Annotated in this window: 17 protein-coding genes, 1 pseudogene and 1 other annotated feature; all 18 genes and pseudogenes read left to right on the plus strand. The window is 37.9% G+C overall.

Features of this window, described 5'->3' with window-relative positions; translation table 11 throughout:
- The first annotated feature begins 21 nt into the window (after positions 1-21).
- The 18 genes and pseudogenes from AC1PU0_RS00475 to purR all read left to right on the plus strand — a co-directional run bounded on the left by AC1PU0_RS00475 (position 22) and on the right by purR (position 15,935).
- A complete protein-coding gene (locus AC1PU0_RS00475) occupies positions 22-501 on the plus strand; it encodes a dCTP deaminase/dUTPase family protein (RefSeq protein WP_069653247.1) in 480 nt (159 codons plus the stop codon).
- Between the two features lie 104 nt (positions 502-605).
- On the plus strand, positions 606-1,976 hold the full coding sequence (radA, locus tag AC1PU0_RS00480) for a DNA repair protein RadA (RefSeq protein ID WP_069653248.1): 1,371 nt from the start codon (positions 606-608) through the stop codon (positions 1,974-1,976).
- A 90-nt stretch (positions 1,977-2,066) separates the two neighbouring features.
- On the plus strand, positions 2,067-3,209 hold the full coding sequence (locus AC1PU0_RS00485; RefSeq protein WP_206849230.1) for a PIN/TRAM domain-containing protein: 1,143 nt from the start codon (positions 2,067-2,069) through the stop codon (positions 3,207-3,209).
- Complete coding sequence (gene ispD / locus AC1PU0_RS00490) at positions 3,169-3,921, plus strand: 2-C-methyl-D-erythritol 4-phosphate cytidylyltransferase (RefSeq protein ID WP_340689575.1); 753 nt, start codon at positions 3,169-3,171, stop codon at positions 3,919-3,921. The genes AC1PU0_RS00485 and ispD overlap by 41 nt, the downstream gene beginning before the upstream one ends.
- Before the next feature lie 8 nt (positions 3,922-3,929).
- Complete coding sequence (gene ispF, locus AC1PU0_RS00495; RefSeq protein WP_069653250.1) at positions 3,930-4,403, plus strand: 2-C-methyl-D-erythritol 2,4-cyclodiphosphate synthase; 474 nt, start codon at positions 3,930-3,932, stop codon at positions 4,401-4,403.
- A 15-nt stretch (positions 4,404-4,418) separates the two neighbouring features.
- Positions 4,419-5,876: a glutamate--tRNA ligase gene (gltX, locus tag AC1PU0_RS00500; RefSeq protein WP_479998609.1), complete on the plus strand. Its 1,458-nt coding sequence runs from the start codon at positions 4,419-4,421 to the stop codon at positions 5,874-5,876.
- A gap of 1 nt (position 5,877) precedes the next feature.
- Positions 5,878-6,078: a binding site (T-box leader), on the plus strand.
- A gap of 126 nt (positions 6,079-6,204) precedes the next feature.
- The gene (gene epsC / locus AC1PU0_RS00505) at positions 6,205-6,753 is read left to right on the plus strand and encodes a serine O-acetyltransferase EpsC (protein ID WP_069653252.1); all 549 of its coding nucleotides are present in this window, start codon (positions 6,205-6,207) and stop codon (positions 6,751-6,753) included.
- Positions 6,737-8,149: a cysteine--tRNA ligase gene (gene cysS / locus AC1PU0_RS00510; RefSeq protein WP_206849227.1), complete on the plus strand. Its 1,413-nt coding sequence runs from the start codon at positions 6,737-6,739 to the stop codon at positions 8,147-8,149. Before epsC ends, cysS begins: the two co-directional genes overlap by 17 nt.
- Positions 8,146-8,544, plus strand: a complete 399-nt coding sequence (locus tag AC1PU0_RS00515; protein WP_111248983.1) for a Mini-ribonuclease 3 — start codon at positions 8,146-8,148, stop codon at positions 8,542-8,544. Before cysS ends, AC1PU0_RS00515 begins: the two co-directional genes overlap by 4 nt.
- Complete coding sequence (rlmB, locus tag AC1PU0_RS00520; protein ID WP_206836679.1) at positions 8,534-9,373, plus strand: 23S rRNA (guanosine(2251)-2'-O)-methyltransferase RlmB; 840 nt, start codon at positions 8,534-8,536, stop codon at positions 9,371-9,373. Before AC1PU0_RS00515 ends, rlmB begins: the two co-directional genes overlap by 11 nt.
- Positions 9,374-9,428: 55 nt before the next feature.
- Positions 9,429-9,959 (plus strand): NYN domain-containing protein, encoded by a 531-nt coding sequence (locus AC1PU0_RS00525; protein ID WP_069653256.1) that lies wholly within the window; start codon positions 9,429-9,431, stop codon positions 9,957-9,959.
- Positions 9,960-10,046: 87 nt separating this feature from the next.
- The gene (locus tag AC1PU0_RS00530) at positions 10,047-10,496 is read left to right on the plus strand and encodes a sigma-70 family RNA polymerase sigma factor (protein WP_479998610.1); all 450 of its coding nucleotides are present in this window, start codon (positions 10,047-10,049) and stop codon (positions 10,494-10,496) included.
- Positions 10,497-10,739: 243 nt separating this feature from the next.
- Positions 10,740-10,985, plus strand: coding sequence for a Veg family protein (locus tag AC1PU0_RS00535; protein ID WP_069635129.1), 246 nt, complete (start codon positions 10,740-10,742; stop codon positions 10,983-10,985).
- 215 nt (positions 10,986-11,200) lie between these two features.
- A pseudogene (gene ispE / locus AC1PU0_RS00540) lies at positions 11,201-12,053 on the plus strand (4-(cytidine 5'-diphospho)-2-C-methyl-D-erythritol kinase).
- Positions 12,054-12,309: 256 nt separating this feature from the next.
- On the plus strand, positions 12,310-13,272 hold the full coding sequence (locus AC1PU0_RS00545) for a metal ABC transporter substrate-binding protein (protein WP_206849224.1): 963 nt from the start codon (positions 12,310-12,312) through the stop codon (positions 13,270-13,272).
- A 78-nt stretch (positions 13,273-13,350) separates the two neighbouring features.
- Positions 13,351-14,031 (plus strand): metal ABC transporter ATP-binding protein, encoded by a 681-nt coding sequence (locus tag AC1PU0_RS00550; RefSeq protein ID WP_069653260.1) that lies wholly within the window; start codon positions 13,351-13,353, stop codon positions 14,029-14,031.
- Complete coding sequence (locus tag AC1PU0_RS00555; RefSeq protein ID WP_111248978.1) at positions 14,004-14,840, plus strand: metal ABC transporter permease; 837 nt, start codon at positions 14,004-14,006, stop codon at positions 14,838-14,840. The genes AC1PU0_RS00550 and AC1PU0_RS00555 overlap by 28 nt, the downstream gene beginning before the upstream one ends.
- 267 nt (positions 14,841-15,107) lie before the next feature.
- Entirely contained in the window at positions 15,108-15,935 is an 828-nt protein-coding gene (gene purR / locus AC1PU0_RS00560) for a pur operon repressor (protein ID WP_083241719.1), read from the plus strand.
- Positions 15,936-18,500: the final 2,565 nt, after the last annotated feature.

The raw sequence follows: 18,500 nt of genomic DNA on the forward strand, positions 1-18,500 counted from the left end.
TACAAGTAGAGGAGATTTTTGATGAAACAACGAGGATTTGAAATTATTACAGATTATGCAGACCAAGGGATTGCTATCCCTGAGCGTGCGACAAAAGGCGCTGCAGGTTACGACTTTGAAGCAGCAGAAACAGTAGTTGTCCCAAGCATTTGGCAATTACAAGCACAAGGCATAACACCAAAACCCGTCTTAGTAAAAACAGGGATCAAAGCATACATGGCTGAAAATGAATACTTAGAATTAGTAAGTCGCTCATCCAACCCATTAAAACGTTTTTTAATGTTAGCGAATGGCGTAGGCGTGATCGATCGTGATTATTATAATAACGAAGGCAACGAAGGACATATTATGTTTCAATTTCTGAATTTCGGCTATGAAGAAATGGTTATTGAAAAAGGTGAACGAATCGGCCAAGGGATTTTTAAACCGTTTCTTTTAGCAGATGTTGATGATGTCGAAAACGAGCGTACAGGTGGTTTTGGCTCTTCAGGCAAAAATTAAGATCAAATCGCTTGGAAACTGCGTATTTTACAGTGGGAAGTCTTAGTCTAAGAAGCCTATACTATGGTAAAATAAAGAATACATTAAAAATGAGGGGATAGCATATGGCAAAAAAAGCAAAAGTTCAATTTGAGTGTCAAACGTGCGGGTATATTTCCCCTAAATATTTAGGACGCTGTCCCAATTGTGGTCAGTGGAACACAATGACAGAAGAAATCATTCAAGATACGACCGATCGTCGTGCTAGAGTCAGTTTAACTGGGAAAAAGACACAGCCTCAGCGCTTAGCTGAAGTGGTTCCAAAAAAAGAACCGAGAGTCAAAACGAAACTGGTAGAGTTGAACCGTGTGTTAGGTGGCGGCGTAGTGCCTGGATCACTTGTTTTGATTGGCGGCGATCCTGGAATCGGTAAATCAACATTGCTGTTACAAGTATCACAACAACTTGCTGAAATCGGTGGCAAAGTGCTTTACGTTTCTGGAGAAGAGAGTGCGGAGCAAATCAAAATGCGTGCCGAGCGGTTAAGTTCGATCGATACTGAATTTTATTTGTACGCTGAAACAGATATGAATGAAATTTCTCGAGCAATTGAAAAATTAGAACCTGATTACGTAATCATCGATTCCATTCAAACAATGACACAACCTGATGTGACGAGTGTGGCTGGAAGTGTCAGTCAAGTGCGAGAAACAACAGCTGAATTATTGAAAATCGCTAAAACCAATGGTATTGCTGTTTTTATTGTTGGTCATGTGACGAAAGAAGGGTCAATTGCAGGACCGCGTATGCTAGAACATATGGTAGATACTGTCTTATATTTTGAGGGAGATAAGCATCATACTTTCAGAATATTGAGAGCAGTCAAAAATCGTTTTGGTTCCACTAATGAGATCGGCATTTTTGAAATGCGGGAGCATGGATTAGAAGAAGTCGCGAATCCATCGCAAGTATTTTTAGAAGAACGCTTGGCGGATGCTACGGGATCTGCGATAGTGGTTGCTATGGAAGGAACACGCCCCATTTTAGTTGAGGTTCAGGCTTTAGTCACTCCAACGATGTTTGGAAATGCAAAACGGACAACAACTGGATTGGATTTTAACCGAGTTTCCTTGATCATGGCAGTTTTAGAGAAACGCGCTGGATTGTTATTACAAAATCAAGATGCATATTTAAAAGCTGCTGGCGGAGTAAAAATCAACGAACCTGCAATCGATTTAGCGGTCGCGGTGAGTATTGCGTCCAGTTATAAAGAAAATGGCACAAGACCAACCGAATGTTTTATAGGTGAAATTGGGTTGACTGGTGAGATTCGTCGAGTGAACAGTATCGAACAACGAGTACGCGAAGCACAAAAACTAGGATTCACGAAGATTTATTTACCAAAAAATAACTTAGGCGGTTGGACCCCACCAGAAGGAATCGAGATTGTCGGCGTAGCGACAATCGGTGAAACACTAAGAAAAGTATTCAAATAGACTGAGAGTAAAGAGATCGATACAAGAGGATCGTCACGACCTCTTTCTTTCAATCTTTAAATAAGTATAACTATATTGGAGGATGAATCTATGCAAAAACGTGTCATCACATTGCTGATGGTCGTCGCTGGAGCAAGCTTAGGTATTTCACTATTACCAATAGCTTGGGACATGGCGAAACAGGCAGATAATACATGGTTGAACAATAACTTTACTAACAGTTTGATTGGTGCACTTATTTTCTTTATATTATCGTTAGGGTTAGCAAAGTATATTGTTTCAGTTGTAAAAAAAGTAGAAGCATCATTAAATGAAATGAGTTTAACGTATCTATTATTCGGAAGTGTCGGCGCAATTCTTGGGTTGATCATTGGTGTGATTATTTCAATTCCAATGTATAACTTGAATATCCCGTTTGTGAATAGCGTCTTGCCGATTTTAGTCATGATTATTTTTGGCTATCTTGGGTTTCGTATGGGGACTACTCGAATTGATGAATGGCGTAAAATTTTTACTCCGAAACAGAAAAAACTTCAAACGGAAGGCCAAGGAGAAGTCTTGGATCGTAGGGTAGAAGATCGTTTCCATAAATACAAAATTTTAGATACAAGCGTAATCATTGACGGTAGAATTTACGATATTGCGAAAACTGGCTTTTTAGAAGGAGTTATTTTGATTCCTAATTTTGTGCTGTATGAACTACAATATATTGCGGACTCTGGTGATAGTCTAAAACGTGTTCGTGGACGTCGTGGCTTGGATATTTTAAATGCGTTGCAAAAAGAAGATGGTATTTCGGTTGAAATGTATGAAGGTGATTTTGAAGATATTTCAGAAGTCGATAGCAAACTGATTAAACTAGCAAAATTATTGGATGGCGTGGTCGTAACAAATGATTATAACTTAAATAAAGTTTCTGAATTTCAAAATGTTCCTGTTTTAAACATCAATGCTTTAGCAAATGCGGTAAAACCAGTTGTGATTCCTGGCGAAACAATGAATGTAATGGTTGTAAAAGCTGGAACAGAACGTCAACAAGGTGTGGCGTATTTGGATGATGGTACGATGGTTGTCGTTGAAGATGGTCAGCATTATATGAATGAACACATTCAAGTAGTTGTTACCAGTGCTTTACAGACTGCAGCTGGCCGGATGATTTTTGCAAAGCCTGCTCACTCTGGACGAGGTATCAATGATAGCAAAGAAGACAGCAAAACTAATGAGAAAAGCTAAAAATAGAAATGAAGTTCTGGATTATGAAGTCATTTTGTTGGCGGCGGGTCAAGGGAAGCGAATGGGTGCTAGCCGAAATAAGATTTTATTGCATCTGATCGGTAAACCAGTTATTTCTTATTCGCTAAATACTTTCTTAAATGATCCTGCATGCAAACATATTATTTTAGTCGCACAAGAAGACGAACAAGTTTTATTAAGTGAAATGATCAAGAAAGAAGCAAAGAAAATTAGATGCCCGATAACAATCGTCTCTGGTGGTCATGAGCGGCAATATAGCGTGTATAATGGCTTGAATGCAGTATTTTCTTTGAAAAATATTGTGATGGTTCATGACGGCGCAAGACCCTTCGTCAATCTGATACAATTGAAATTATTGCATCAGAAAGTACAAGAAACGAGAGCCGCTATTTTAGGTGTTCCTGTCAAAGATACAATCAAGCGAGTGACGGATGGAATCGTACAAGAGACGGTTCCACGTGAAACATTATGGCAAATACAAACCCCTCAAGCCTTTTATGGAGAGGATTTACTTGCCGTGCATGTTTGTGCACAGCAAGAAGGTTATTTAGGAACAGACGAGGCATCTCTTATTGAAAAATACAGTAATTTACCTGTTTCGATGGTATTGGGAAGTTACGAAAATATCAAATTGACCACACCAGAAGATATGCTGATCGGCGAAGCAATCGTCAAACGAAAAAGAAGCTAGGTGAAAAAATGATACGAATTGGACAAGGATTTGATGTTCATCAACTGGTAGAAGGACGTAAGTTGATTATTGGTGGTGTAGAACTACCTTTTGAAAAAGGCTTATTAGGACACTCAGATGCAGATGTGTTGCTACATGCAATTACAGACGCTTTGCTTGGCGCTGCAGGTCTGGGTGATATTGGACATTTATTTCCTGATACAGATCCGGCATTTAAAGAGGCGGACTCACTGAAATTATTACATGAAGTAAATCAAAAAATTTTGGCTGGTGGCTTTACTATTGGCAACATTGATTGTACAATTTTAGCAGAACAACCAAAAATGAAACCTTATTTAGAACAAATGAAAGAAAACATCGCTAAGGCCTGTCAAATTGAAACGAATCAACTCAATTTAAAAGCAACAACGATGGAAAAAATGGGTTTTATTGGTCAAGAAGAAGGTCTGGGAGCGATTGCGGTCGCTTTACTTGAAAAATAGAAAGAGGAATGCACAATGACAAAAGTACGTGTACGTTATGCACCAAGTCCAACTGGACACTTGCATATCGGAAATGCAAGAACAGCTTTATTTAACTATTTATTTGCCCGCCACAACGATGGCGAATTTATCATCCGCATCGAAGATACCGATCAAAAAAGAAATATCGAAGATGGGGAAAAAAGCCAATTAGAAAATCTATCATGGCTAGGAATGGATTGGGATGAATCTCCTGAAAAACCAGGTGAATATGGTCCTTATCGTCAATCAGAACGTAGCGAAATTTATCAACCTTTGATCGATCAATTATTAGTAAGCAATCGTGCGTATAAATGTTACTGTACTGAAGAAGAATTAGAAGCTGAAAGAGAAGCACAACGTGCCCGTGGTGAAATGCCACATTACGCTGGTAAGTGTGCGGATTTGACTCCTACTGAGCAAGCGGAAAAAGAAGCACAAGGTCTTGAGTCAGTGATACGTTTCCGTGTACCAAGAAATACGTCTTATACATTTGAAGATATGGTTAAAGGCGAAATCGTTTTTGAATCAGATAATATCGGTGGCGATTTTGTCATCCAAAAACGTGATGGCATGCCGACCTATAATTTTGCGGTAGCGGTAGACGATCACATGATGAAAATCACGCATGTCTTACGTGGGGACGATCATATTGCGAATACACCAAAACAATTGATGATTTATGAAGCATTTGGCTGGAAAGCACCCGAATTTGGTCATATGACGTTAATCATCAATTCTGAAACGGGTAAAAAATTAAGCAAACGGGATGAATCGATTTTACAATTTATTGAACAGTACCGTGAACTTGGCTATTTACCAGAAGCAATGTTTAATTTCACAGCGTTATTAGGTTGGTCCCCAGTTGGAGAAGAAGAAATCTTCTCACCAAAAGAATTGATCAAAATCTTTGATCCAGAACGCTTAAGCAAGTCACCAGCTGCCTTTGATGGAAAGAAACTTGAGTGGGTCAATAACCAATATATGAAGCAATTAGATTTAGATGTTTTAACAGATATGTGTCTTCCTTATTTAGTAGCAGAAGGCAAAATCGAAGCACAACCAAGCGGAGAAAAATTGGAATGGCTGAAAAAAGTAGTTAGCTTATACCAACCACAAATGAGTTATGCAGCTGAAATCGTCAATGTATCTGAATTGTTCTTCAATGAGCATCCAGTTTTAGATGAAGCGGCAAAAGAAGTTTTAGCTGGTGAAACTGTTCCAGCAGTTTTAGCGGCGTTCAAAGCACAATTAGAAGCAATGGATGTTGTTGATGTACAAAGCATCAAAGCTGGGATCAAAGCAGTTCAAAAAGAAACTGGCGTAAAAGGCAAAAATCTATTTATGCCAATCCGTGTAGCTGTTTCAGGACAAGTACATGGTCCAGAATTAGGCGATACGATTGAACTTTTAGGAAAAGAAAAAGCCTTAGATCATTTAAATAACGTTTTATAATAGAAATATGTAGAGAAGAAGAAGTAAAAAAGCGCGTGTCTATAGAGAGACTGTGGATGGTGAAAACAGTTGTCAGCACTTTTTGAAATGCATCTTTGAATAGTTTCGGCGATATGTAGCTGAAAACGGCCAACAACCGTTATCTGTTTTGAGGCAGGGAGACCTGTAAAAAAAAGTGGAACCACGCAGAAGCGTCTTTTAAACGGAGTTATGTCGTTTGAAAGACGTTTCTTTATTTGTATTATCTAGCTCGTTAGCCTTACGGAATAAAGAACTGGACGATCCTGCCACGTTTTTATGTATAAAATTGAATGAAAGGAGAGCGAATATGGGTTGGTTAAAAAGAGCAGTCAGAGCAGTCAAAGAGAATGATCCGGCCGCTCGTTCAACAGCGGAAGCATTACTTACATACCCGGGTGTACATGCATTATTTTGGCATCGTTTTTCCCATTTTCTGTATCGACACCAGTTGTTTTTATTAGCAAAAATTCATGCACAATTTTGGCGATTCATAACAGGAATCGAAATCCATCCTGGTGCGACGATTGCACCTGGCGTTTTTATTGATCATGGGATGGGTGTTGTGATTGGTCAAACAGCAGAAATAGAAGAAGATGTCGTGTTGTTTCATGGAGTGACCTTAGGCGGAACAGGTAAAGACACAGGAAAACGCCATCCGACTGTAAAAAAAGGGGCGATGATCCACGCACACGCTCAAATATTGGGACCTGTCACAATAGGTGAACGAGCAAAAATCGGCGCATCTGCCGTTGTGTTAACAGATATTCCTGATGATGCAACAGCTGTAGGAATACCTGCAAAAATCGTCAGAATCAAAGGAGAAAAATTGGAGGTAGCATATGATTCAAATTTATAATACATTAACGCGAGAAAAAGAAGTATTTCAACCAATAGAGGAAGGGAAAGTCCGGATGTATGTCTGCGGACCAACTGTCTACAATTATATTCATATCGGCAATGCCCGTAGTTCGATGGCTTTTGACACGATTAGACGTTATTTAGAATACCGTGGATACGAAGTGAATTATGTTTCAAACTTTACGGATGTCGATGATAAAATTATTCGGGCAGCCAAAGAATTAGGCATCACAGCCCCAGAAGTGGCAGATCGATTTATCCATGCATTTGAAGAGGATACGAATATCTTGAATGTGAAACCTGCAACACTACATCCAAGAGTAATGGATCATATGCCGGACATTTTAACCTTTATCCAAACATTGATTGATAAAGGCTATGCATACGAATCAAAAGGCGATGTCTATTATCGGACGAGAAAATTTGAAGGGTATGGCAACCTTAGCCATCAATCAATTGATGAATTAGAAGTTGGTGCTAGTCAACGGACAGGCGTAGAAAAAGAGCTGAAAGAAGATCCGTTAGATTTTGCGTTATGGAAAGGTGCTAAAGAAGGTGAAATTTCTTGGGATTCTCCGTGGGGAGCTGGCCGTCCTGGCTGGCACATTGAGTGTTCTGTTATGGCAACAAAACACTTAGGTGATACAATTGATATTCATGGTGGTGGGCAAGATTTAGAGTTCCCTCATCATGAAAATGAAATAGCCCAAAGTGAAGCAAAAACAGGGGAAAAATTCGCCAATTACTGGATGCATAATGGGTTTGTAACGATTGGTGAAGAGGATGAAAAAATGAGCAAATCGCTAGGGAACTTTGTAACGGTTCATGAACTAGTGAAGGAAGTTGATCCTCAAGTGTTGCGTTTCTTTATGGCTACTACACAATATCGTCGCCCAATTCGTTATAGTGAAACAACGATGAAAGAAGCAGGCGTTAATTTACAAAAATTAAAGAATGCGTTTGAGAACCTATCCTTTAGAAAATCTGATGCAATAACAGAACATGACGAAGATACTCAAAAGTTACAAGAATTAGCAGATTTAGAAATACGTTTCACAACTGAAATGGATGATGATTTTAACGTAGCAAACGGAATCACTGTGGTGTATGAAATGGCGAAATGGCTAAATCAATACAGTGAGCAAGAGGCTGTATCCGCAGTGGTAATCGAAAAAGCGCTAGAACAGTTTACACAATGGTTAAGTATTTTTGGGATCTTTTTCTTATCAGAAGAACTACTAGACGATGATGTTGACCAATTGATCGAAGAGCGTAATCAAGCTCGCGCGAATCGTGATTTTGCCCGCAGTGATGAAATTCGTGATTTATTAAAAGACAAAGGAATAACCTTGGAAGATACAGCTCAAGGAACTAGATGGAGAAGAAGTGAATGAGAGATTATACTCAATTAAATGGTTTAGCATTGGCCTATGTAGGGGATGCAATCTATGAGATTTATATCCGCGATTACTTAGTGGAACAAGGACAAACCAAACCAAATACGCTACACCGTATGGCAACACATTATGTTTCAGCCAAAGCCCAAGCTTTTCTGATTCAAGAAATGCTGGAAGAAAAATTACTTTCAGAAAATGAAGAACTAATGTACAAACGCGGCCGCAACGCCAAAAGTCACACGTCTGCAAAAAATGCCGATATCACAACGTATCGAATTGCCACTGGATTTGAGTCGTTGATGGGGTATCTGCACTTGACGAAACAAACGGAACGTTTGGAAGAATTGATTGATTGGTGTATAAAAAAAGTAGGTGAAAAAAATGAGAAATGATAAAAAGCGCCCTTTTAAGGGAAACAAACCACCAAAAAAACAACCATTTAAAAAAGAATTGGTAAGAAAAGAACGTGAAGTCTCACAAGAAGAGGTCGAAGATAACTTCGTTTTTGGGAATCATGCGACGGTAGAAGCAATTCAACAAGGTCGTGGCAATAAATTATTTCTTCAAGAAGATAGTAAGAGCGAGAAAGTTGAACACCTAAAATTATTAGCCAAAGAAAATGCTGTACCTGTTAAATGGGTACCAAAACAAAAACTAGATACAATGACAAATCACGGTGTTCATCAAGGAATCGTATTAGCAATTACAGCGTATGAATACTTAACATTGGAAGAATTGCTCGATCAGACGAAAGAAAAGACGGAGACGCCATTCTTTTTAATCTTAGATAGTTTAGAAGACCCGCATAATTTTGGCTCTATCTTGAGAACGGCAGATGCAACGGGTGTGGATGGGATTATTATCCCCAAACACCGTGCAGTTGGCATTACACCAGTTGTCACCAAAGCTTCAACTGGAGCTGTTGAATATATCCCAGTCGCTCGTGTAACCAATTTAGCGCAAAGTATTGCTACATTAAAAGAAAATAGTTTTTGGATTTTTGGGACGGATATGAAAGGCACTGATTACCGCAAATGGAATACCCAAGGGGCGATTGCGTTGATCATTGGCAATGAAGGTCGTGGCATGAGTCAAGGTCTGCATAAAGAAGTAGATGAATTATTGACGATTCCAATGAGTGGACATGTTCAAAGTTTGAATGCCGGTGTTGCAGCGGGATTGTTGATGTATGAAGTTTATCGTGGGCGAAATAGTCTGTAAAGGTTCGTTTAGCGGCGATAGAGGCACATCATTAAAAAGAAGGTGACAAAGCAAAATGAAAAAACAGTTATTGATCGTTGATGGTTATAATATGATTGGTTCTTGGCCAGAGTTGGTTCAGTTGAAAAATCAGAATAAACTTGAAGATGCCAGAGAAGTTTTACTACAGCGTTTATCCAACTATGCAAAATACGAGGGGTTAGAAGTAATCGTGGTTTTTGATGCACAGTTGGTTCCAGGTATTCAGCAGACATATAAGAAGTATCATCTAACTGTGGTCTTTACCAAAGAAGAAGAGACTGCTGATAGCTATATTGAACGGATTGCCGGAGAAAAAAATGATCGGTTGACGCAAGTAACAGTCGCAACAAGCGATTTGGCAGAACAATGGCTAGTTTTTTCAAAGGGAGCATTGCGAGCATCAGCGAATGAACTGTATAAAAATGTTCAAAAATCAGAACGTACAATTGCTATTCATGCGACGGATATCCATTTCCAAGATTTTCGACGAAATTCTCCATGGAATCTAGAGCAATTGTCAAAGTTGTCCGAAAAAATGGACGAATTGTCCAAAAAGAAAGAATAACTGTGCTTTTGTATCTGTTTTCTTAGAAGAAAATGTTACGCTTTTTCCAAGCATTTTGGTAGAATGCTTGGAAGGAGAATGTTGTTGATGAACAAGTATGAAGATATCTTAAAAGGAGAACCATTAGCATTTGATCGTTTGTATCGGAAGTATCATCCAGTTGTGTATAAACTTCAAAAAAAATATTTTTTAAAGGATTTTGATCGAGAAGACTGGTTACAGGAAGGTCGGATTATTTTTCACCGCTCACTGGAAAAATATCAAGATGAGCATAGTGTTTCAATTGGAACATTTTTCAAATCAAATTTTGAAAACCATATCCGCAGCTTAGTTAGAAAACAATGTGCACTCAAACGAACGATTGACGCAAAGTCTATTTCTTTAGATCAAAAAATAGAAAATCAGGGAGAATCCTTTTTTGATTACATAGGAACGGAAGATAGCAATGCATTAGATCAGATGATTATTCGGGAAAAGCTAGAGAGCTGCCACTCGTTTTGTCACCTTTTGAACGAATCACCTTTGAAGAATATATGAATGGCAAGGAATTAAAAGAGATTGCAAACGACACTGATAGCCGTGAAATCACTGTCAGAAGTGCCTATGATCGAGCAAAAAAGAAATTGAAAGCGATTGTTTATGATTAAATTAGAACTTTTAAAATTTTCACATCAAATAATTATTCATTTATAAATTATAATTAGTTGCAATTCATTTTCTGCTATGGTAAACTTGTTATTTTTATTAATATGTGATATAATGGCGAATGAGGTGAATGCAATGCCAACAACTTTAGCGTCAATTAAAAAAGATCTAGAATGTCGTATCGGCAGCCAAATCACATTAGTTGCTCAAACCGGCAGAAAGCGCCAAACTGAACGTAAAGGTATTTTGACAGAAACGTATCCATCTGTCTTCGTTGTAGATTTAGACCCAGATGAAAACTCATTCGAACGAGTTTCTTATAGTTATTCGGATGTGCTAACACGCACAGTAGAGATTGAATTTGTCAGTGAAGCAGTCTAAGACAATTATTGATTTTTAAAAGCAGAGACAAAGCGAAAACGCTTTAGCTCTGCTTTTTTTGTCTATGGGATAGTTCACTAATTATGTATAAAAGAGTAGACGTAAAGGATAAGTAGAGCAATTTTTATACAAATATATACTTCTCTAACAACATATGTTAGAATTTAAAAGATTGTGAAGTTGGTCAGGTAATGGGATTAGATAGGTGAAAAAGAATGGAAATCATAGAAAAAGCGCCCGCAAAAATCAATCTGGGGTTGGATGCTCTCTATAAAAGAAATGATGGTTATCACGAGTTAGAGATGATCATGGCTAGTGTAGATTTAGCCGATCGGCTGACCTTTGAGTTATTGCCGAAAAATGAAATAGTGATTGAAACAGATAGCTCCTTTTTGCCAGTAGATCGAAGAAATCACGTGTATCAAGCAGGCAGAATTGCTGAAGAGCACGTTTAATCTTACGCAAGGAGTTAAAATTTATATAGAAAAAAAAATTCCCGTAGCCGCTGGGTTAGCTGGCGGCAGTAGTGATTGTGCTGCTGCGTTAAGAGGAATGAATCAATTGTGGGAGTTAGGCTTGTCGCTAGAAGAACTTGCTGTACTTGGCAGTAAGATTGGTTCAGATGTTCCGTATTGCGTTCATGGTGGGACAGCTTTTGTTACTGGTCGTGGAGAAAAGATTGAGTTTTTACCAACGATGCCACAATGTTGGGTCGTTTTAGTAAAGCCAAGAATGAGTGTCTCTACGGGTTCGATTTTTGGGAGTTTATCCTTCAATGACGTAGAACATCCTGATATTCGTGGTCTGAAACAAGCCATTGAGACGAATAACTATCAGTTGATGGCAGAAAAAAGTGGTAATGCTTTAGAAGGTGTAACAATCAATCGTCACCCAGTGATCCAGCAAATCAAAGATCGTATGATGAAATATGGAGCAGATGCGGCACTGATGAGTGGGAGCGGCCCAACAGTTTTTGCCTTGTGTGAGAAAAAAACAAGAGCACAGCGTATTTATAACGGTTTAAAAGGCTTTTGTGAAGAAGTTTATATTGTACGGACGTTAAAATAAAAGGTTGTGACAGAAGTGTGTAACGCCAAGAAATAAGCAGGAGTTACTTCTGCTATCATCTTATATCCAGATTGCAGGGGTGAGGTGTGACTCATAGAGTCATGTCTCAGCTCCTTTTTTTGGTTATAGTAATAGGAATAAACTATTTTGATCTGTTTTCACTTGACGTTCTCATTTCCTTCTGGTAAATTAGTTCTTGCTAACAAATCGTAAATATTACGATTTAATCAAGGTAAATCGAAATGAGGATAAAGAGATGAGAAAAAATAGCTGGAAATATAGTATCGGAATGTTGCTAGTAATCATGATGTTTACATTAACAGCATGCGGACAAACGAAAGAGCAAGATAAAACTGGGAAAAGTGGTACAATAAAAGTCGTGACAACGTTTTACCCCATGTATGATTTCGCTAAAAATGTGGTAGGGGATGCTGGAGAGGTTCAATTATTGATTCCATCTGGAACAGAACCTCATGATTATGAACCAAGTGCTAAAGACATAGCGAAGATCACAGATGCAGATGTCTTTGTGTATAATAGTCACGAATTAGAGACGTGGGTCAAAGACGTTTTAGAAAATGTCGATGAGAAAAAAGTTGCGGTTGTTGAAGCGGCAGGGTCGATCGATTTGATGGAAGGTACAGCTCATGAGCATGATGGCGAAGAAGCTGACCATGACGAACATGACCACGATCACGAATTAGATCCTCATGTTTGGCTAGATCCCGTTTTAGCACAAAAAGAAGTTGAAGCAATTCGTGATGCGTTAGTGAAAAAATACCCAGATAAAAAAGAGACCTTTGAAAAAAATGCAGCAACTTATATTGAAAAGTTGAAAGGCTTAGATACAGAATATAAAGAAGCCTTTGCGAATGCTAAAAATAAAACGTTCGTAACACAGCATGCAGCATTTGGCTACTTAGCGAAACAATACGGTTTGACGCAAGAATCGATTGCTGGTATTTCACCAGATCAAGAGCCTTCACCAAGCCGTTTGGCAGAGTTGAAAAAATATATCGAAGAGCACAACGTATCCGTGATCTATTTTGAAACATCTGCTTCATCAAAAGTTGCTAAAACATTAGCACGTGAAACAAATGTAGAATTGGCAGTGCTTAATCCGTTAGAAAGTATTACCCAAAAAGAACAAGATAAAGGGGAAGATTATATTTCTGTTATGAAAGCCAATCTTGAAGCGTTGAAGAAAAGCATTAAGTAAGAAATTGAGGCAGAATAATGGTGTTGAGCTATTATTTCGGCCTTCAATTGTATAGTAGTCAAAAGAAGGAGAATAGACATGCATTACCTAGAAGTCAAAGACCTCACATTTTATTATGATGATGAGCCAGTTTTAGAAGATGTTTCATATTATGTCGATCCAGGCGAATTTGTCATTCTCACTGGTGAGAATGGAGCAGCGAAATCAACATTGATCAAAAGCACATTGGGCTTATTGAAACCAACAAAAGGTGCAATCACGATTGCCAAAGAAAACAGTGCGGGTGAGAAGCTCAGCATTGGCTATATTCCACAACAAGTAGCTTCTTTTAACGCAGGATTCCCAAGTACAGTGATCGAACTAGTTCGATCAGGACGTTTTCCGCGTAATCGTTGGTTCAAGCCTTTAACCAAAAGAGATCATCAACATGTGGAAAAAGCACTCAAAGCAGTCGGTATGTGGGACATGCGGCATAAACGGATCGGTGAACTTTCTGGTGGACAGAAACAACGTATCAGTTTAGCGCGTATTTTTGCGACTGACCCTGATTTATTTATTTTAGATGAGCCAACAACGGGAATGGATGAAACGTCTAGGAATGAATTTTACCGCCTGTTACGGCATAATGCCCATGATCATGGCAAAGCGATTTTGATGATCACCCACGATCATGAAGATATCAAATCGTATGCGGATCGCCAAATTCGTTTAGTTCGGAAGGAGGACTCACAATGGAGATGTTTTCATATGAGTTCATGAGAAAAGCTTTTTTAGCCGCAACATTTATTTCGGTCATTGCGCCAATGTTAGGGGTATTTCTTGTGATTAGAAGACAATCTTTAATGGCGGATACTCTTTCACACGTGTCGCTAGCTGGAGTTGCTTTAGGGTTTTTCTTAAACTGGAATCCAACTATCATGACAATGGTTGTCGTGATTATTGCGGCAATTATTTTAGAATACCTACGAATGATTTATAGTACGTACTCAGAAATCTCGATTGCAATCTTAATGTCAGGTGGATTGGCGCTAGCTTTGGTGCTGATGAACCTGAGCGGAGGAAATTCAGCAGCCAGTATCCAGTCGTATCTATTCGGTTCGATCGTGACGATCACGTGGCAGCAGGTCGTTATTTTAGCAGTTCTGTTTGTGGTGTTAGTGATTTTGTTTGTCTTATTCAAACGGCCAATGTATGTTTTGACCTTTGATGAAGATACGGCTCATGTGGACGGATTGCCGATTCACTGGATGTCGATGCTATTCAACGTCATTACAGGTGTGGCAATTGCAGTGATGATCCCCATTGCGGGTGCATTATTGATATCAGCGATCATGGTGTTACCAGCTGCCATCGGAATGCGAATCGGTAAAGGGTTTAATACGGTCATCATTATTAGTGTTATTATGGGATTGATTGGCATGCTAACAGGATTGACGGGGTCTTATTATTTAGAAACACCGCCAAGTGCCAGCATCACATTGATTTTTATCGGATTGTTTATTCTTGTCAGCATTGTCCGTAAAGGATTGATGACTTTGCAAAGAAATAAGAAGATGAGTCAGCGATAAATTCGCTTAAAACTAGCGTAAGATAAGAGGAAAAACGAAAGTTTTTTCTCTTATCTTCTTTTTTGTTTCTTAAATTGCGAACTATTTTTTATTTTTGCTAAAAAATGCTCGATTTTTTTTGGAAAACACCCTATAATAGGGAACGATAGATTGTAAGGGCGTATCATTTATTTTACCTATTAAAAAAATGAAGAACAAACCTATAAAAAAATAAGGGATAATCATTATTCTAATGAATAACAACCCTTAAAGGAAAGAGGAGAAGAAGTGACAGATTCTAAAATTCGGAGAAGCGAACGATTGATTGATATGACACAGTACTTGTTGGATCATCCCCATACTTTGGTTTCTTTGACCCATTTTGCACAGCGTTATAAATCAGCCAAATCATCGATTAGTGAGGATTTAGCGATTATTAAAAAAACATTCAAACAAAGAGGGACAGGTATTCTTGAAACGATTCCAGGAGCAGCCGGTGGCGTTCGTTTTATCCCAGAAATGCCATACGAAGAGTCAAAAGAATTGGTCATGGCTTTGTGTGACCGTTTATCAGAACAAGATCGTCTGTTGCCAGGAGGATATGTGTATCTTTCTGATTTATTAGGACAGCCGGAATTGTTGCGCCAAGTTGGGAGAATTATTGCTTCTAAATATTTAGGTGAAAAAATCGATGCGGTGATGACCGTGGCGACAAAAGGGGTGCCGATCGCACAAGCTGTCTCCTATTACTTGAACGTGCCGTTTGTAATTGTTCGTCGTGACTCAAAAATTACCGAAGGCTCGACGGTTAGTGTGAATTATGTTTCTGGATCATCTGAACGAATCGAAAAAATGGAATTATCAAAACGTAGTCTAAAACGTGGTTCAAGAGTCTTAGTCGTGGATGACTTCATGAAAGGCGGCGGAACCGTTAACGGAATGAAGAGCCTGATTGAAGAATTTGAGGCGGAACTTGTTGGGATCACCGTGTTTGCAGAGTCTAAATTTAAAGGACAACGTGCGATCGAAGATTATACTTCGTTACTTTATGTTGAAGACGTGGATACGCGCACGAAAACAATTAATGTTGTGCCAGGAAATTATTTTGATAAATAGAGGTAAGATCAGCTATCAGAAATGGTGGCTGTTTTTGTTGAAAAGGTGGGAATTTGCATTTAAATGAGCGGACAAATGATTGGTGTAAAATGAGAAAAAACAACGAGCTACTTATCAAGTGATAGTAGATAATGAATTGGTTTGTTGTAAAGAGATAAGTAGCTAGTTGAAATTCGCAGGTTCTGCATCCCTACTCGTTTTTTACTTAACGACCCATCTTCCGCCAGGCGGATCGTTAAGAATACTGATGCACGAGAAACAAATCTTACATTGTACCATTCAATCGGGTAAAACAAGTAGAGCGTTTATTTCGTTATTACTTTCTTAGGACGGTTCATTATACGCGCATTGACTTAGCTGCCTTTTTAGATTGAATGGGAAATGTATGGTAGTGATCGATTCTAGTAACATCAGCTCGCAAGCACTAATTGGTAGAATGTAAATACGAAAATATCGTATTCAAAAAGGAGAAAGAAGTGCTTGCTGTTTATAAAAAGAGCGAAAAAAGACGGTATTAGCCACCAACTAATACCGTACAAAAGTGCAACAAATAACTACCAACTGCTTCAAATGAAACAAGAATTGTAAAAAGTACTAGTATTTCTTACAAAAATTGAGTAAAATGAAAGAGTCGATATGAAAATATTGACTTCGGCAACTTATATTATTAGTTTGTGCTGATAATATGAGGCTCTGTATTCGGGTTACCGCCCTTGTACAGAGTGCCTTTTTATTTTGTTTTTCGCTCTAATTACCTGATTTTAAACACAAAAAAATGATATTAGTCAGCTACTAATACCATGAAGCGTTCGTTAAATAACCATTCACTAACAGTATTGAGCAAGAAAAAAGAATGGAAATCTCTTCTTACTTTTAGTACAATAAGGGTAGTCAATAAGAAATTATTGGCGAGGCAACTTGTATTATTAGTTTGTGCTGATAATACAGGGCTCTGTTTTGAAGATTACCGTCTTCTGACAGGGCGCCTTTTTTTATTTTATGTTGTAAATTTATTTTAACTTAAAGACGTTAGAAGAGTCAATAGCATAGTGGGAAAGAATTCAAATAGTCAAAACAGTCTAGAAAAATGGACAAATTTGATAAAAATGGTGGAATTTTTAAATTTCACTTGCGTTGTTTGAAGTTTATTCATAGGCGAATACTTGAGTGGCTAGAAAGGACTGTTTAAAATTCTTTTTACCTTGATTATCGACTATGCGGTGATTAGTTTATTTTGGAAAATGTTGGGAGAAAAATGAGTGTGTAAAAAGTAGGGATACAAATAAAAAACAGTCAAAACGCTTCTTTTTATGGGATAAACTGAAATAAAAGTAGTTGAGATGAATAAAAACATTTGGTAAGATTAGGTTGTAGATAGTTTAAAACAAAAAAAGCCTGATTGGCGTCAGACTTCTTTTGCTACTAATTTTGATACATAACATAAATAATTAGGCTTGCAAAAAAACAAGTTGGCATTCCTGATTTAGTATCAAAAAAAGTATTGTATTACATACTTATTTCTTTGAACGACCACAAGATGCCTTCGAAAACTTCTTGTTGGTCTTTTTTTTGCTTCTACATCTGATTTTGGTTCTTTTGGTTTTATAATGTTCCCTAATTATTGATTCAGGGACATTTCTAAATAGTACCAAAACAAACAAAATCACAGAACCCCACAAGGGAATCCAATGATGTGGCTAAGCAAAAAAAGTACTTACTGATGTACTTTGTTTCATTCTGACCCTCACGTAATTTAGTTACCAAAGTGAGTTTACAATCATTTTTCATGTATCACACTCCATTTGATAGTATTAGGAGTGCTACTTGTTTTCATTGTTCAATCTAGAATAGATCATATAGAATACTCTTTAAAAAAGTAGTTCAGAGAAGTTCTTTAGTGGATAAAAGGATTCTATAAGTTTCCAGAATGATTTACATGCTAATTTTGTAGATATATAGGAGACCTCTGAAAGTAATACTTTTTTTGAATTATTTCATAAATTTCACATTCTGAACGAACGCTTCCAACTCTTCTCTACGCTCGATAGTATGATTATATTTTTCACTGTCATAGCAAATATAATTTCCACGCTTCGTATACATGCCATCACCTGATTCTTTCACCTTAGACAAAAACATCGAAATTTTTGACGTTTCATGACAAATCGGGCAGATGCCTTTTTGGGTTGTAGGAGAAATCGTTCCGGAAACACCAACTAGCTGTCCATCGATTACAGCGAGAATAAATTTTTTCTGTTTCCCGCTATCATTCCAGCTATAAAATGATCAACACTTTCTAAGAAAGTCTTGTACTTTTCAACATCAGTTGATTTCATTCACTGTGTTTCAAAGCAAAAGCGAAGCGGGCTTGTTTAATCTTGACAGAAAGAGTTGATTTATCTGCGCTCTGTTCCATAAGTTAACGGTACTAGCATAATGTTCATCCATTATAACGCAAACACCCAAAATTATAAATTGGTATAGCAAAAAAGTAATTGGTTCAGTTGAAAAACCATAAAGAGTAGGCTAAACTAAAACATGGCGCTATTTTGAAAGTAACAGAAA

The sequence above is a fragment of the Enterococcus sp. XAF26B05_ASV22 genome, from assembly GCF_056727285.1.

Excerpts from the sequence above, each read along its gene's own strand:
- AC1PU0_RS00475 (WP_069653247.1), top strand. The coding sequence starts at position 22 with ATGAAACAACGAGGATTTGAAATTATTACAGATTATGCAGACCAAGGG.
- radA (WP_069653248.1), top strand. The coding sequence starts at position 606 with ATGGCAAAAAAAGCAAAAGTTCAATTTGAGTGTCAAACGTGCGGGTAT.
- AC1PU0_RS00485 (WP_206849230.1), top strand. The coding sequence starts at position 2,067 with ATGCAAAAACGTGTCATCACATTGCTGATGGTCGTCGCTGGAGCAAGC.
- ispD (WP_340689575.1), top strand. The coding sequence starts at position 3,169 with ATGATAGCAAAGAAGACAGCAAAACTAATGAGAAAAGCTAAAAATAGA.
- ispF (WP_069653250.1), top strand. The coding sequence starts at position 3,930 with ATGATACGAATTGGACAAGGATTTGATGTTCATCAACTGGTAGAAGGA.
- gltX (WP_479998609.1), top strand. The coding sequence starts at position 4,419 with ATGACAAAAGTACGTGTACGTTATGCACCAAGTCCAACTGGACACTTG.
- epsC (WP_069653252.1), top strand. The coding sequence starts at position 6,205 with ATGGGTTGGTTAAAAAGAGCAGTCAGAGCAGTCAAAGAGAATGATCCG.
- cysS (WP_206849227.1), top strand. The coding sequence starts at position 6,737 with ATGATTCAAATTTATAATACATTAACGCGAGAAAAAGAAGTATTTCAA.
- AC1PU0_RS00515 (WP_111248983.1), top strand. The coding sequence starts at position 8,146 with ATGAGAGATTATACTCAATTAAATGGTTTAGCATTGGCCTATGTAGGG.
- rlmB (WP_206836679.1), top strand. The coding sequence starts at position 8,534 with ATGAGAAATGATAAAAAGCGCCCTTTTAAGGGAAACAAACCACCAAAA.
- AC1PU0_RS00525 (WP_069653256.1), top strand. The coding sequence starts at position 9,429 with ATGAAAAAACAGTTATTGATCGTTGATGGTTATAATATGATTGGTTCT.
- AC1PU0_RS00530 (WP_479998610.1), top strand. The coding sequence starts at position 10,047 with ATGAACAAGTATGAAGATATCTTAAAAGGAGAACCATTAGCATTTGAT.
- AC1PU0_RS00535 (WP_069635129.1), top strand. The coding sequence starts at position 10,740 with ATGCCAACAACTTTAGCGTCAATTAAAAAAGATCTAGAATGTCGTATC.
- AC1PU0_RS00545 (WP_206849224.1), top strand. The coding sequence starts at position 12,310 with ATGAGAAAAAATAGCTGGAAATATAGTATCGGAATGTTGCTAGTAATC.
- AC1PU0_RS00550 (WP_069653260.1), top strand. The coding sequence starts at position 13,351 with ATGCATTACCTAGAAGTCAAAGACCTCACATTTTATTATGATGATGAG.
- AC1PU0_RS00555 (WP_111248978.1), top strand. The coding sequence starts at position 14,004 with ATGGAGATGTTTTCATATGAGTTCATGAGAAAAGCTTTTTTAGCCGCA.